This is a genomic window from Nocardia sp. NPDC058705, assembly GCF_042749305.1.
Lineage (GTDB): Bacteria > Actinomycetota > Actinomycetes > Mycobacteriales > Mycobacteriaceae > Nocardia.
Genome location: NZ_JBHYRN010000008.1, coordinates 159,454 through 173,214 on the forward strand (window position 1 = coordinate 159,454; position 13,761 = coordinate 173,214).

The 13,761-nt window shown below is 66.0% G+C and carries 16 protein-coding genes and 4 tRNA genes; 6 read left to right on the plus strand and 14 right to left on the minus strand.

Annotated elements, in window-relative coordinates; all coding sequences use genetic code 11:
* Positions 1 to 54: 54 nt before the first annotated feature.
* On the minus strand, positions 55 to 588 hold the full coding sequence (rplJ, locus tag ACFW6D_RS12965) for a 50S ribosomal protein L10 (protein ID WP_378901898.1): 534 nt from the start codon (positions 586 to 588) through the stop codon (positions 55 to 57).
* 344 nt (positions 589 to 932) lie between these two features.
* On the opposite strand from rplJ, the gene ACFW6D_RS12970 reads away from it, so the two are divergent.
* Positions 933 to 1,253: a hypothetical protein gene (locus tag ACFW6D_RS12970; protein WP_379327737.1), complete on the plus strand. Its 321-nt coding sequence runs from the start codon at positions 933 to 935 to the stop codon at positions 1,251 to 1,253.
* A gap of 74 nt (positions 1,254 to 1,327) precedes the next feature.
* Here the strand turns inward: ACFW6D_RS12970 and rplA are convergent, their stop codons facing one another.
* From rplA to ACFW6D_RS13020, 10 genes are all read right to left on the minus strand, one after another.
* Positions 1,328 to 2,041, minus strand: coding sequence for a 50S ribosomal protein L1 (gene rplA / locus ACFW6D_RS12975; RefSeq protein ID WP_379327739.1), 714 nt, complete (start codon positions 2,039 to 2,041; stop codon positions 1,328 to 1,330).
* Positions 2,042 to 2,118: 77 nt separating this feature from the next.
* Positions 2,119 to 2,553 (minus strand): 50S ribosomal protein L11, encoded by a 435-nt coding sequence (gene rplK / locus ACFW6D_RS12980; RefSeq protein WP_063004011.1) that lies wholly within the window; start codon positions 2,551 to 2,553, stop codon positions 2,119 to 2,121.
* A 216-nt stretch (positions 2,554 to 2,769) separates the two neighbouring features.
* The gene (nusG, locus tag ACFW6D_RS12985) at positions 2,770 to 3,588 is read right to left on the minus strand and encodes a transcription termination/antitermination protein NusG (RefSeq protein WP_379327741.1); all 819 of its coding nucleotides are present in this window, start codon (positions 3,586 to 3,588) and stop codon (positions 2,770 to 2,772) included.
* Positions 3,589 to 3,700: 112 nt separating this feature from the next.
* Entirely contained in the window at positions 3,701 to 4,078 is a 378-nt protein-coding gene (gene secE / locus ACFW6D_RS12990; RefSeq protein ID WP_379327743.1) for a preprotein translocase subunit SecE, read from the minus strand.
* Between the two features lie 31 nt (positions 4,079 to 4,109).
* Positions 4,110 to 4,182 (minus strand) — tRNA-Trp (locus tag ACFW6D_RS12995).
* Positions 4,183 to 4,375: 193 nt separating this feature from the next.
* On the minus strand, positions 4,376 to 5,449 hold the full coding sequence (locus tag ACFW6D_RS13000) for a fused (3R)-hydroxyacyl-ACP dehydratase subunits HadA/HadB (protein WP_379327828.1): 1,074 nt from the start codon (positions 5,447 to 5,449) through the stop codon (positions 4,376 to 4,378).
* A 162-nt stretch (positions 5,450 to 5,611) separates the two neighbouring features.
* Positions 5,612 to 5,782: a 50S ribosomal protein L33 gene (gene rpmG / locus ACFW6D_RS13005; protein ID WP_056814348.1), complete on the minus strand. Its 171-nt coding sequence runs from the start codon at positions 5,780 to 5,782 to the stop codon at positions 5,612 to 5,614.
* A gap of 36 nt (positions 5,783 to 5,818) precedes the next feature.
* A tRNA-Met gene (locus tag ACFW6D_RS13010) sits at positions 5,819 to 5,894 on the minus strand.
* A gap of 59 nt (positions 5,895 to 5,953) precedes the next feature.
* A tRNA-Thr gene (locus tag ACFW6D_RS13015) sits at positions 5,954 to 6,026 on the minus strand.
* 245 nt (positions 6,027 to 6,271) lie between these two features.
* Positions 6,272 to 6,354, minus strand: a tRNA-Tyr gene (locus ACFW6D_RS13020).
* A gap of 176 nt (positions 6,355 to 6,530) precedes the next feature.
* Here ACFW6D_RS13020 and ACFW6D_RS13025 point away from each other — a divergent pair.
* Positions 6,531 to 7,022, plus strand: coding sequence for a YajQ family cyclic di-GMP-binding protein (locus ACFW6D_RS13025; protein ID WP_266293669.1), 492 nt, complete (start codon positions 6,531 to 6,533; stop codon positions 7,020 to 7,022).
* Positions 7,023 to 7,131: 109 nt separating this feature from the next.
* Here ACFW6D_RS13025 and htpX read toward each other — a convergent pair whose 3' ends face one another.
* Both htpX and ACFW6D_RS13035 read right to left on the minus strand, forming a co-directional pair.
* A complete protein-coding gene (gene htpX, locus ACFW6D_RS13030) occupies positions 7,132 to 7,995 on the minus strand; it encodes a zinc metalloprotease HtpX (RefSeq protein WP_379327745.1) in 864 nt (287 codons plus the stop codon).
* Between the two features lie 36 nt (positions 7,996 to 8,031).
* Positions 8,032 to 9,054: a polyprenyl synthetase family protein gene (locus ACFW6D_RS13035; protein ID WP_379327747.1), complete on the minus strand. Its 1,023-nt coding sequence runs from the start codon at positions 9,052 to 9,054 to the stop codon at positions 8,032 to 8,034.
* 145 nt (positions 9,055 to 9,199) lie between these two features.
* Here ACFW6D_RS13035 and ACFW6D_RS13040 point away from each other — a divergent pair, with 145 nt between their 5' ends.
* Positions 9,200 to 10,489 (plus strand): geranylgeranyl reductase family protein, encoded by a 1,290-nt coding sequence (locus tag ACFW6D_RS13040; RefSeq protein WP_379327749.1) that lies wholly within the window; start codon positions 9,200 to 9,202, stop codon positions 10,487 to 10,489.
* A gap of 127 nt (positions 10,490 to 10,616) precedes the next feature.
* Here ACFW6D_RS13040 and ACFW6D_RS13045 read toward each other — a convergent pair whose 3' ends face one another.
* On the minus strand, positions 10,617 to 11,114 hold the full coding sequence (locus tag ACFW6D_RS13045) for a DUF2505 domain-containing protein (RefSeq protein ID WP_379327751.1): 498 nt from the start codon (positions 11,112 to 11,114) through the stop codon (positions 10,617 to 10,619).
* An 83-nt stretch (positions 11,115 to 11,197) separates the two neighbouring features.
* On the opposite strand from ACFW6D_RS13045, the gene ACFW6D_RS13050 reads away from it, so the two are divergent.
* The 3 genes from ACFW6D_RS13050 to ACFW6D_RS13060 all read left to right on the plus strand — a co-directional run bounded on the left by ACFW6D_RS13050 (position 11,198) and on the right by ACFW6D_RS13060 (position 13,687).
* Positions 11,198 to 11,638 (plus strand): DUF3592 domain-containing protein, encoded by a 441-nt coding sequence (locus ACFW6D_RS13050; RefSeq protein WP_379327753.1) that lies wholly within the window; start codon positions 11,198 to 11,200, stop codon positions 11,636 to 11,638.
* Positions 11,639 to 11,710: 72 nt separating this feature from the next.
* On the plus strand, positions 11,711 to 12,853 hold the full coding sequence (locus ACFW6D_RS13055) for a glycosyltransferase family 4 protein (RefSeq protein WP_379327755.1): 1,143 nt from the start codon (positions 11,711 to 11,713) through the stop codon (positions 12,851 to 12,853).
* A 120-nt stretch (positions 12,854 to 12,973) separates the two neighbouring features.
* The gene (locus tag ACFW6D_RS13060) at positions 12,974 to 13,687 is read left to right on the plus strand and encodes a demethylmenaquinone methyltransferase (protein ID WP_378901924.1); all 714 of its coding nucleotides are present in this window, start codon (positions 12,974 to 12,976) and stop codon (positions 13,685 to 13,687) included.
* Positions 13,688 to 13,761: the final 74 nt, after the last annotated feature.

Consider the following 13,761-nt stretch of genomic DNA (forward strand, 5'->3'; position numbering starts at 1 on the left):
TTCCTTTCGGTGGTGAATGTCTGTGCGCGCGGGCGTAATACCCGAGCGGGGGTATTACTCGGCAGCGCCTTCGGCAGCCTGCTTCTTCTCCTGCAGCGCGGCGGCCAGACGGGCCACCTGACCTGCGGGAGCGTTGAACAGACCGGCAGCCTTGGACAGGTTGCCCTTCATCGCGCCTGCCAGCTTGGCCAGCAGGACCTCGCGGGTCTCCAGGTCGGCGATCTTCTCGACCTCGGCCACGGACAGCGCAGCGCCGTCCATGTACCCGCCCTTGATGACGAGTGCCTTGTTGTCCTTGGCGAAGGTCTTGAGGGCCTTCGCAGCCAGGACGGGCTCACCCGAAATGAAGGTGATGGCGGTCGGTCCGACGAACAAGTCGTCCAGGCCCTCGACGCCCGCTTCCGCGGCCGCGATCTTGACCAGGGTGTTCTTGGCGACGGAGTACGTGGCGTCGGCGCCGAGCGCACGACGCAGCTCGGTGAGCTTGCCGACCGACAGGCCACGGTATTCCGTGACAACAGTGGCCGTGGAGTTCTTGAACTGCTCCGCGATCTCCGCGACAGCGGTGACCTTTTCAGGTTTCGCCATACTTCGCCTCCTCTCTGATGTCGGTTTCGTTGGTGCACTACCGAATCAGGGGCCGGCGACAAAACGAACGCCCCGGACGCAAGGCGTACCGGGGCGCAAAATAATTTCGGCCTCAGCTCTCCCTGCGTGGGTCGCCGGCAATGTCGCCGGACCTTCGATCGACACCGTGAAACGGCATCAACGACCTACGGTCTTCGGTAGAACGAATGGGTGTGGTCTTCGAGGATGTATGCACATCCCGCATGACCGTTGCTTACTGTACCCCCACCTACCCCTATCTGCCAAAACGGCACAGGTATCCCGCGACCGGACGGCGGGACCGAATCAGTGCTACTAGTACGCGGGTGACGTACGAACCCGAGCCCACCGTCCTGCTCCACGCCGCCGACGGGTTGTCCGTCGACGCCCGCATCAGCCGCCACGGCGGTGGCCTGCACTTCTATGCCCAGGACCTCGGTGGCCCGTTCAGCGAATACGAGTGGTCATGGACCTTCGCGCCGGAGACCTTCGCGGATATCCGGGCTATACTCGCCGACCACGATCCACAGCGCGACCTGCTGATCGTCGTGCAGGAGTTCTTCGCCGACAGCGACATCCGGGATCCCGGAAAGTGGCTGCGCGACAACGGAATCCCCGCAGAGTTCTGGAGCCGGGTCGAGCATTGAACGCCGCGAGGGTGGGAACGCGCAGTGCGTTCCCACCCTCGTGGTTGCTCTAGGAGCTAGCGGTCAGCCGAAGCTCACGCATCCTCGTCGAGGAGGTTGCGGGTGCGGTTCGGGTCCACCGGGATGCCCGGTCCGGTGTTCGTCGAAACCGTGATCTTCTTGACGTAGCGGCCCTTGGCGGTCGACGGCTTCACACGCAGGATCTCGTCCAGCGCGGCGCCGTAGTTCTCCACCAGCTTGGCATCGTCGAAGGACGCCTTGCCGATGACGAAGTGCAGGTTGGCCTGCTTGTCGACGCGGAAGTTGATCTTGCCGCCCTTGATCTCGTTGACGGCCTTGGTCACATCGTTGGTGACGGTGCCCGTCTTCGGGTTCGGCATCAGACCACGCGGGCCGAGGACACGCGCGATGCGGCCGACCTTGGCCATCTGATCCGGGGTGGCGATCGCGGCGTCGAAGTCGAGCCAGCCGCCCTGAATCCGCTCGATCAGGTCCTCGGCGCCCACGGCGTCGGCGCCTGCGGCCTCGGCCTCGGAAGCCTTCTCGCCCGCGGCGAACACGATGACGCGGGCAGTCTTACCGGTGCCGTGCGGCAGGTTGACGGTGCCACGGACCATCTGGTCGGCCTTGCGGGGATCCACGCCGAGACGGACGGCGACCTCGACGGTCGCGTCGGTCTTGGTGGTCGCGGTCTCCTTTGCCAGGCGCGTGGCGGCCAGCGGGGAGTACAGAGCGTCGCGATCGACCTTCTCAGCAGCGGCGAGGTACGCCTTGCTTCGTTTTGCCATGATTTTCTGTCCTTAGAGTTTCGAGTTCAGATGTGGTTGTCGGGCCTGGCCGGCCCTCCCACATGGAGCGAGTTCGCTCAGCCTTCGACGGTGATACCCATCGAACGCGCGGTACCGGCGATGATCTTCGCGGCCTGATCGATGTCAGTGGCGTTCAGATCCTCGGCCTTGGTCTTCGCGATCTCACGGACCTGGTCCATGGTGACCTTGGCGACCTTGGTCTTGTGCGGCTCAGCGGAGCCCTTCTGCACACCGGCGGCCTTGAGCAGCAGACGCGCGGCAGGCGGGGTCTTCAGCTTGAAGTCGAACGTCCGGTCCTCGTACACCGAGATCTCGACCGGGATGACGTTGCCACGCTGCGACTCGGTCGCGGCGTTGTACGCCTTGCAGAACTCCATGATGTTGACGCCGTGCTGACCGAGCGCGGGGCCGACCGGCGGTGCCGGGTTGGCTGCGCCGGCCTGGATCTGCAGCTTGATGATCCCGGCGAGCTTCTTCTTCTTGGGGGGCATCTTTCTTCCTTGGCTTTCTGGGGTTCGGTTCCTTACGGTTGCCGTAAGCCTCGTATCCGCGCACGACTCGGCCCCGACAGGTATTGCGGGGAAGTCAGAACACGAACCATCACACTCTACTTGACATGACCCGTGACCTGGCAATCGGGTGGTGACCAGCACAAACGCGAAACGGCACCGCCGGTGAGCGGTGCCGTTTGCGAAAGCGGGAAAACTTTAGATCTTGGAGACCTGGGTGAAGTTCAGCTCGACCGGGGTCTCGCGACCGAAGATCGAGACGAGCACCTTGAGCTTCTGCTGCTCGGCGTTGACCTCGGAGATCGACGCGGGCAGCGTGGCGAACGGGCCGTCCATGACGGTGACCGACTCGCCGACCTCGAAGTCGACCTCGATGGTGGGCTTGCCCGAAGCCGAGCTACCGGCATCCGAACCACCGGCAGCGGCCGATGCGGCCTTCTTCTGCGCCTGCGCACCGGCCGGGACCAGGAACTTCACGACCTCGTTGATGGTCAGCGGGGTCGGCTTGGCGCCGGGGCCACCGCCGGTCATGCCGACGAAACCGGTGACGCCGGGGGTGTTGCGCACCGCGCCCCACGACTCGTTGTTCAGTTCCATCCGGACCAGGATGTAGCCCGGCAGCACCTTGCGGTTGACGTTCTTCTTCTGGCCGTTCTTGATCTCGGTGACCTCTTCGGTCGGCACCTCGACCTGGAAGATGTAGTCCTCGAGGCCGAGGTTCTGCACGCGGGTCTCGAGATTGGTCTTGACCTTGTTCTCGTAGCCGGCGTAGGAGTGCACGACGTACCAGTCGCCGGGCACGCGCCGCAGCTTGGTCTTCATCGACTCGATCGGGTCGGCCTCGGGGTCTTCCTCGGTGGCGACTTCGTCGATCACGGCTTCGTCGACGACAACCTCGTCGGCAGCGGCTTCGTCGTCGGCGAGCTCGGCGGCCTCGACCTCGTCGGTGGCGGTTTCCGCCACGACAGTGTCGTCAACCGGGAACTCGTCGTTGGTGTCGTTCTCCGGGGTGCTCACTGAGGCACTCGCTTCCTGTGTCGTCACGTACATCTTCTGGGCTGGTCGGGTGCGCGGTGGCGCACTCCGCCGCTGGCGACCCGTGATCGGCCACCGGCGTGGTTGTCGGCGATCAGCCGAACAGCCAGTCGACGCCCTTGATGAACGCTGCGTCGATCCCGGCGATGAACGCGACCATGAAGACCACGAACACCAGAACGACGGCCGTATAGGTGGCCATCTGCTTCCGGTTGGGCCAGATCACCTTGCGCAGTTCCGCGATGACCTCTCGCAGGAACCTGATCACCCGCTTGAACGGGTTGCCCGACTTGGCCTTACCGGCCGTCTTGTCTGCCTTGCGCGAGGCCGATGGCCGATCGAGCGTGGCCACCGATCCGGTGTCTGCCGGAGCATCCGACGCGCGCACACGACGAGCAGACCGCTTGCCACTCGGTCGAGTGGCCGCGGCGGTTTCCTCGCCGTCTTCGCGAGTATCCCGCTCGTCGCTCACGTCGATCCTCTCTCGTCGCTGGCATTCAGGGCAGGGGCGACAGGACTTGAACCTGCAACCTGCGGTTTTGGAGACCGCTGCTCTGCCAATTGAGCTACGCCCCTTCGGTTGGACCAGCCTGAGCTGTAGTGCCCAACCACATTCGATATTCGGTTGTCTCCAGTGTCACACAACACGCGCGCCGCTTCCATGAGGATTAGACCCTCGGGAAGATCAGCGCGCAGCATCTCGTGACCCCAGAGTCCCGACTATACGTCACCGCGCGCGGTTATCGCCAATCCGGGGCACTCGACCAGGTCAGGACAACTGGACGGTTGCTGTGGCGCGGCCGAAGATCTTTTTGCCCGCCGACTTCGCCGTGATGGCGACGACCGCGGTGCGAGTCTCCGGATCGAGAGACTTCACCTTGCCCGTGTATTCGACCTCGGCCGGAACGTCGGAACCGACGTAGACCGGGCTGGTGAAGCGGACGTTGTATTCCTTCACCGCGCCCGGATCGCCCAGCCACGAGGTGACGAAACCGCCACCCAGACCCATCGTGAGCATGCCGTGCGCGACTACGTTGTCCAGGCCGACCAGCTTCACGACCTCGTCGCTCCAATGGATCGGGTTCGCGTCGCCGGACACGCCCGCGTAGTTGACCAGGTCACCGCGGGTGAGCCGCACCAGGCGCGCGGGCAGCTCGTCGCCCACCGACACGCTGTCGAAGGACAGGGCGTGCTCGCTGAACGTCGGGGCGGGCTGCCTGGTGATCGGGTCGGGGGTGATCTCGGTTCCGAGCTCGGACGGCGCGTGGTGGGCGGGCTCTTCCTCGCCGAGTCCGTGCATGAGCACATTGCGCACCGCGTCCGACATCCGTGGATCGATGTCACCGCCGCTGCGGCCGATCAGGGTGGTGTAGGTGGTGAGCACCAACTCGTCGTCCTGGGCGGTGACGATGTTCTTCGTCACGATGATGTCGCCGCCGAAGGCCTGGCGGAACGAATGCAGATACACATCACAGGTCAACTGGTCGCCCACCCGGATCGGGCGGTGGAATTCCAGGATCTGATCGGTCTGCATGATCTGGCTCAGGTCGTACCCGGTCACGATCTGCTCGAACAGTTTGCGCTGGGCGAGAATGCCGACCAGGGAGATGAATGTGAGCGGGGCGAGCAGGCCCTGATGGCCGTATTCGCGCGCGATGTCCTCTTCCCAGTGCACCGGGTGGTAGTCCTGCACGGCACGGGCGTATTCGCGCACCTTCTCGCGACCGACCTCGTAGTAGTCGTCGACGCGGTAGTGGTGGCCGACCATCGAGGCCGCGTGGGCGGCGGGATCGAAGGATTCGGCGGCTGCGGCGGCGTCCGCTTCGTGAGTTCCGGTGTTCACTGTCACAACGTGGACCTTACCCACCTGTGTGACAGCACCGACGTCGACCGGTGTAAAACGTGGCGCGTCCGGGTACTGTATCGGCTCCGAACACTGCGCGAACTTCCCCGGAAAAGCACAAAGGCCGGACTCTCGTCCGGCCTTCGGCAGATGATTCAGAAACTAGCGCGACTCGCGGTGCGCCCGGTGAGTTCCGCAGTTGGGGCAGAACTTCTTGAGCTCGAGGCGATCCGGGTCGTTACGCCGGTTCTTCTTGGTGATGTAGTTGCGGTGCTTGCACTCGTCGCAGGCCAAGGTGATCTTTGGCCGGACATCGGTGGACTTCGCGGCCACGATTTGCCTTCTTTCCGGTCTGGGCTGAGTTGAAATTGGTAGCGATGGCCGGACTTGAACCGGCGACACAACGATTATGAGTCGTTTGCTCTACCAACTGAGCTACACCGCCACGGCGGACTAATATCCCGATGATGCCGCGGTTAGCCGCTCACCACCGGCAATCCGGCGAGCCCCCTAACGGAATCGAACCGTTGACCTTTTCCTTACCATGGAAACGCTCTACCGACTGAGCTAAGGGGGCATGACTACGTGGCACAGAGTCTGTATCGGCAAGCCGATCAGCGTGACCCCGTGCTCCGGCGTCCTGAACGAGATTACACACTCCGCACCCACAGCGCCAAATCGGCAGCTCAAGGGCCGTTTTCACGGCACTGGAACCGGTCTTGGGCGGGTAGTTCTTATCGAGGCTACCCCGGATGCGCAGTGAGCCGGGTCCGCAAACCCAAAGAACCCCCGCCGATCTTCATGATCGACGGGGGTTCGAGGTGGCAGATGTAGGATTCGAACCTACGTAGGCATAAGCCGACGGATTTACAGTCCGCTCCCATTGGCCGCTCGGGCAATCTGCCGTGTGCGCCGTTTCCGGTGCGCTGAGCAGCTTACAACGTAGGTACCCGGACTATCAAAACGCCTGCACAGACCCCCTGCGAGCACCGGTAGTGCCCCCATGCGGGTACAACTGTCTCGTTGGCCGGTAGACCCCGGCCCCGGAGTTCGCCGGACCTTCACAGGACAGGAGCGCAGTGTGGCTGATTCGTCATTCGACGTCGTGAGCAAGGTCGATCGTCAGGAGGTCGACAACGCTCTGCACCAGGCGGAGAAGGAGCTGAACTCGCGCTACGACTTCAAGGGCACCGACGCCTCGATCGCCTGGTCGGGCGAGGAAGCCATCGTGCTGACCGCCAACGCCGAGGAGCGGGTGCAGGCGGCGCTCGACGTGTTCAAGGAGAAGCTGATCCGCCGCGATATCTCGCTCAAGGCGTTCGAGGCGGGCGAGGCGCAGCCGTCGGGAAAGGTGTTCAAGATTACCGGCACCCTGGTGCAGGGCATCGACACCGAGAAGGCGAAGAAGATCTCGAAGAAGATCCGCGACGAGGGCCCCAAGGGCGTGAAAGCGCAGATCCAGGGCGAGGAGCTGCGAGTGAGCAGCAAGAAGCGTGATGATCTGCAGGAAGTGATCTCGCTGCTCAAGGGCGAGGACTTCGGCATCGCCTTGCAGTTCGTCAATTACAGATAGCGGCTGGTGCCGCGGGGTTTTCGGCCCCGTGTGCCTCGGATCCGAGGGGCGATACTCCGCCTGCGGCGTTACGTCTCGCCCCTCGGATCCGAGGCGGCCGAAAACCCGGTCAGTGTCGGTGAGTACCGCCCGCCATTTCCTCCAAGCGCTTGATGCGTTCGTCCATCGGGGGGTGGGTGGAGTACCAGCGGGCCACGCGGTCGCCCGCGCGGAACGGGTTGGCGATCATCAGGTGCGATTCGCTGGTGATCTTGGGGTCCGGTGGGAGCGGGGCCACCTGAACGCCGCGTTCGATCTTGCGCAGGGCCGAGGCCAGGGCGAGGGGGTCGCCGGTGAGTTCGGCGCCGGACTGGTCGGCCTGGAACTCCCGTGATCGTGAGACCGCCATCTTGATCAGGCCCGCTGCGATCGGGCCGAGCAGTGAGACCAACAGCACGCCGATGATGTTCGGGCCGTTGCCGTCTCTGTTGCCGAACGAGCTCGCGAAGAACGCCATATTCGCCAGGCCGGTGATGACGGAGGCCATCGCGCCCGCCACCGACGAGATCAGGATGTCGCGGTTGTAGACGTGCGACAGCTCGTGGCCGAGCACGGCGCGCAGCTCGCGTTCATCAAGCAACTGCAAGATGCCGCTGGTACAGCAGACCGCGGCATGCCGGGGATTACGGCCGGTCGCGAACGCGTTGGGGGCGGCGGTGGGGCTGATGTAGAGCCGCGGCATGGGCTGTCGCGCCGTGGTCGCGAGCTCGCGCACGATCCGGTACATCACCGGCGCCTCGAGTTCGCTCACCGGTTGCGCGTGCATCGACTTCAAGGCCAGCTTATCGCTGTTGAAGTAGGCGTAGGCGTTCATGCCGACGGCGAGCACGATCGAGATGACGAGGATCGTGGGGCTGCGGAACATGGCCCCGATGGCGACGATCAACGCCGACATGCCGACCATCAGGGCGAAGGTCTTCATCCCGTTGGGCATGAATGAGCAACGCGAATCGAAGACCTTTAGTTCCGGCTAGCCGACGCGTTCGATGGTGTAGCGGACCAGTCGAGTGAGGGCGTCGTTGGCCGGGCCCGCGGGCAGCGCCGCGAGTTCGGCGTCGGCCAGGTCGGCGTACTCGGCGAGCTTTTCCTTGGCCAGCGCCATGCCGGGTGAGCGGCGCAGCAGTTCCAGGGCCTCATCGACCTCGGCGTCGGTTTCCAGCGGGCGGGCGAGCAGGGTGCGCAGGCGGTCGCCGTCGGCGCCGGTCTCGCGCAGGGCGTAGAGGACCGGCAGGGTGTGCACACCTTCGCGCAGGTCGGTGCCCGGCGTCTTGCCCGACTGCTCGGCCGAGGACGAGATGTCGATGATGTCGTCGGAGATCTGGAAGGCGGTGCCGACGGCGTCGCCGAGGCGGGCCAGGCGTTCGACGTGCTCCCCGTTCGCGCCGGAGAAGGTGCCACCGAAGCGGCCCGCGGCGGCGATGAGCGAACCGGTCTTCTCCCACACCACACGCAGGTAGTGCTCGACGGGATCCTGAGTTTGCTTGGCGCCCATGGTTTCCCGCATCTGGCCGGTGACCAGTTCGGCGAAGGTCTCGGCGATGATGCGGACCGCGTCGGGGCCGAGGGTGGAGGTCAGGCGCGAGGCGTGCGCGAACAGGTAGTCGCCCGCCAGGATCGCGATGTTGTTGCCCCAGCGCGAGTTGACGCTCTCCGCGCCGCGCCGCTGGGTCGCCTCGTCCATGACGTCGTCGTGATAGAGCGTGGCCAGGTGCACCAGCTCCACGACCGTGCCCGCGGTGACCAGCGCCGGGTCGGTCGGATTGGGGCCGAGCTGACCGGTGAGCACGGTGAACAGCGGCCGGAACCGCTTGCCGCCCGCCCTGGCCAGATGCAGGGCCGCCTCCTGGAGGAAATCCTCGCCGTCGGAGAGTTCGTCGACGAGCAGTTTCTCGACCGCTGCCAGCCCGTCGCGCACGGTGACGGCGAGTTCGGGATCGACGAGATCCACCCCGGCAACCACGGTGCTTTCGTCGCTCACAGCCGATGTGCTCATTATCTTCTCCCAGCGATGCGTCCGACCCCGACGGGTAGCAACCTAGCGTGTTCCGGCACGATGGCCGATGAACCCCGTCACACAGTGACTATTCCCGGTGTACCCGACACTCTCGCACAGCGGCCGAGGGTGCCAGTATTGAGCCATGGGTTCACCGGATCTCACCCCCGCCGACCACGCGCCGCTGCCCGCTACCGTCGAGGTACTGGTAGTCGGGGCAGGGCCTGCCGGTTCCGCGTCGGCGGCGTGGGCCGCGCGCGCCGGACGTGATGTGCTGCTGCTCGATTCGGCGGTTTTCCCGCGCGACAAGACCTGCGGCGACGGCCTGACCCCGCGCGCCACCGCCGAACTGGAACATCTGGGTCTCGGCGAATGGTTGCGCGCGCACACGGTGAACCATGGCCTGCGGATGGCCGGCTTCGGCAAGGAGGCGCTGCTGCCGTGGCCGGGCGGGTCGTTCCCGACCTACGGAAGTGCCGTTCCCCGAACCGAACTCGACGACAAACTGCGCGAAACCGCGATCAAATCCGGTGCGCGGATGGTCGACGGCGCGAAGGTCACCGAGGTGCTGCGCGAGGGCGAACGGGTCACCGGGGTGACGGTGCGCATCGGCGAGACCACCCATACGGTGCGCTGCCGGGTGCTGGTGGTGGCCGACGGCGTGCGCTCCCCCATCGGAAAACAGTTGGGCCGCACCTGGCATCGCCGATACGCCTACGGCACCGCCGCCCGCGCCTACATCAAGTCCGGCCGCAGCGACGACCAGTGGATCTCCTCGCACCTGGAACTGCGCAATGCCGCCGACGAACTGGTCCCCGGCTACGGCTGGATCTTCCCGCTCGGCAACGGTGAGGTGAACATCGGCGTCGGCTCGCTGGCCACCGAGGCCCGACCCTCGCACGTCGCGCTGAAACCGCTGCTCGAGCACTACACCCGGCTGCGCCGCGAGGAATGGGAACTCGAAGGCGAACTGCGCGCGGTGGCCTCGGCGCTGCTGCCGATGGGCGGCGCGGTCTCGAACGTGGCAGGCCGGAACTGGGTGCTGGTCGGTGACGCCGCGGGCTGTGTGAACCCGCTGAACGGCGAAGGCATCGACTACGGCTTGGAAGGCGGGCACATGCTCGCCGCCCTCCTCGACGAGCCCGACCTGACCGAGGTGTGGCCGCAACTGCTGCGCGACCACTACGGCCGCACATTCTCAGTGGCCCGCAGGCTCGCGGGCCTGGCCACCCAGCCGAAGATGGTCCCGCTGGGTGGCCCCCCGGTGATGCGCTCGAAGTACCTGCAGCGCACGGCAGTTCGTGTGATGGGCAACCTGGTCACCGACGAGGACCTCGACCTCACCGCCCGCGCCTGGCGCGCGGCGGGCCGAGCATCACTGCGCGCAGACGACCTCCCACCGTTCAGTTCCGCCTCCCCGCGTATTCGAGCCTGACTCAGGACCGGGGCTGATTTGCGTCGGCGGCTGCCGGTGCTGGCAGGGGCGGAGTCTGCTGTGGCTGGGGAGTTACCCATGTTCTTGCCTGATCAGATGGTGCCGCCGAAGCGGCGGTACCCCCGTGTCACAGCGTCGCAAACCAATTTTCGATGAATTTGCGTTCGCTGTTGAGGACTCGTTGGTGCAGCTGTTCGGCCAGGGGTTCGATGGCGCCGCCGACCAGCGGGACCTTCACCTTCACGGTGCCGACGACCTCGATTTCGCTGCCCTCGGCGGTGGGGCGCAGTTCGTAGGTGCCCGACATCTCGGTGGTGATGCCGCTGGTGTTGCCGGTGAAACTGCCCTTGGCGAGCTCGCCCTGCAGCGGCTGCCAGTTGTCGGTGCGCACCAGGACCAGGTCGCTCTTGAGCACCTTGCGCACGAGAGCCGGAACTTTGTCTTTACCTGGCGTTTCGGTCATCTTGATGGTGATCGAGTCGGGGCCGTCGGGATGGGTGAGTTCGATGGTCGCGGTCTCGGCGGCGGCGAAACGCGCCTGCCAGACCGCATCGTCGACGAGTGCCCGGTGAAGCTCTTCGACCGGGACGGTGTAGGGCACGGTGAAGCTGAATTTGCGGGACATAGCGGGAATGTTAGGGGAGCGACGGATGGGGCGTGGCCGCGCGGGGAGTTCCGGTGCGGAGGGTGACCGGTACTGTGTTCGGGGTGTTGGAAACCAGCCTGTCGGAGCGGCGGAACAAGCGCCTGCGGCGGGTTCGGGCGTGGGTGATCGGGGCGGCGGCCGTGGTCAGCGTGCTGATGGTGTTGCTGGTGCTCGCGGCCTGGCGCAACGACTTCGAGATCGAGCACAATCGCGGCGTGACCTCCGGTGAGGTGCTGTCCGCAGGCCGGTTGCGCTCGGCGGTGATCTACGTGACGCCCGACAGCGTGACCCACAATCCGAAGGTCGGCATCCTGTATCCGACGAATCTGACCGCTGGTCAGCGGATCAATGTGGAGTACTCCACGCGCGATCCCGACCTGGTCCGGGTGGCCGGCCGCGATGCGCGGGTGGCGATCATTCCGGCGGCATCGGTGATCTTCGTGGCCTGGGCGCTTGCCCTGCCGGTGCTGTGGATCGTGCGCCGCAAGCAGCACGAGTCGTAACTTCGTTTGCTGTTCGTCCCGGCTTCACGTCGGTGTGGGTGTGGCGCGCGGTGTGGCGGTCACCCTGAGAGTGTGCGCGTAGCCATCGTCTCGGAGTCTTTCCTGCCGAACATGAACGGCGTCGTCAACTCCGTGCTGCGGGTGTTGGACCACCTCGAGCAGCACGGTCACGACGCGATGATCGTGGCGCCCGATTCCCTGCGCGGCGCCCCACCTGCACCTCGTTTTCACGGCCGCTTCCCGGTGCACCGGGTGCCGGCGATGATGGTGCCGAAGGTGAGTTCGCTGCCGGTGGGTCTGCCGCAGCCGGGAATCACCGCCGCCATCGCCGCTTTCGATCCCGATGTGGTGCACCTGGCCTCGCCGTTTCTGCTCGGCGCGGGCGGGCTCGCGGCGGCGACGCGGTTGGATCTGCCGACGGTCGCGGTGTATCAGACCGATGTGGCCGGGTTCGCCAAGAGCTACGGGCTCGGGCTGGCCGCACGGGCCGCGTGGGCGTGGACGCGCCGGATCCACGAGGGCGCCACCCGCACGCTGGCGCCCTCGTCGGCGGCCGCGCACGACCTCGCCGAGCACGGGATCCCGCGAGTGCACCGCTGGGGCCGTGGGGTGGATATCGCCCGGTTCAACCCGGCCGCGCGCAGTGCCGAGTTGCGGGCGAGCTGGTTGGGGTCGAGTGATCGGCTGGTCGTGGGGTTCGTGGGCAGGCTCGCGCCGGAAAAGCACGTGGAGCGGCTGGCCGCGCTGGCCGGTGACCCGTCGATCCAGCTCGTCGTGGTGGGCGACGGACCGGAGCGGGCCCGGCTGCGCAGGTTGATGCCGGACGCGGTGTTCACCGGTGAGCTGGGTGGCAGCGAACTGGCCACGCACTACGCCAGCCTGGACGTGATGGTGCATCCCGGCGAGCACGAGACGTTCTGCCAGGGCGTGCAGGAAGCGCTGTCCTCCGGGGTGCCGGTGATCGGGCCCGATGCGGGCGGGCCGCGGGATCTGATCTCGCACTGCCGCAACGGGTATCTGCTGCCGGTCGACCGGTTCGCGGAACTGCTGCCGAGCGCGGTGTCGGCCCTGCGTGACGCGGGACAGCGCGGGTTGTTCGCGGCGGCGGCGCGCAAGTCGGTGCTGCACCGCACCTGGCCCGCGGTCTGCACCGAACTGATGGGCCACTACGCCGACGTCACCGGGATGCACCAGCGATTGCCCCGCACAGCCTGAGCGTACCTCCGCCTTCGCTCCGGCCGTGCGCGAAAGACTGACGAGCGCTGCGCGCCTGTGTTCACCAGGGTGGTGAAACCCACTCGCGCTATCGCGGCGAAAAAACTCTAAGCTCGGTTCGTGGCGACAACAGAGCAGCGAGAACCGATTCGGGCTTCGCTGGACAAGCAACCCCACGAGGTCGCGTCGATGTTCGACGGTGTGGCGAAGCGCTACGACCTCACCAATACGGTCATCTCCGGTGGCCAGGATCGGTACTGGCGGTGGGCGACACGACGTGCTCTCGGGCTGCGCCCCGGCGAGCGGGTCCTCGATCTGGCCGCGGGTACCGGCGTCTCGACCGTCGAGCTCGGCAAGTCCGGCGCCTGGTGCGTGGCGGCCGACTTCTCGCAGGGGATGTTGGGGGCGGGCCGGTTCCGGCAGGTGCCGATGGTGGCGGGCGATGCGATGGCACTGCCGTTCGCCGACGATTCGTTCGACGCGGTGACCATTTCGTTCGGGCTGCGCAATGTCGCCGATATCGATCTGGCGCTGCGCGAGATGCTGCGGGTGACCAAACCGGGTGGCCGGGTGGTGGTGTGTGAGTTCTCCACACCGGTGTTCGGGCCGTTCCGCACCGTGTACATGGAGTACCTGATGAAGGCGCTGCCCCGGGTGGCGCGCGCGGTGAGTTCCAACCCGGATGCGTACGTGTACCTGGCCGAGTCGATCCGCGCCTGGCCGAACCAGCGCAGGTTGGCCCGGCGGATCGCGGACGCCGGCTGGGACTCGGTGCAGTGGCGTGACCTCACCGGTGGCGTGGTGGCACTGCACCGCGGCTACAAACTGGGCTGAAACACCGTCGGTGGCCGGGGTGAGTCCGGTCACCCCGGCGCGTGCGCGATCACGTGCGCCCGACCCGGAATGCG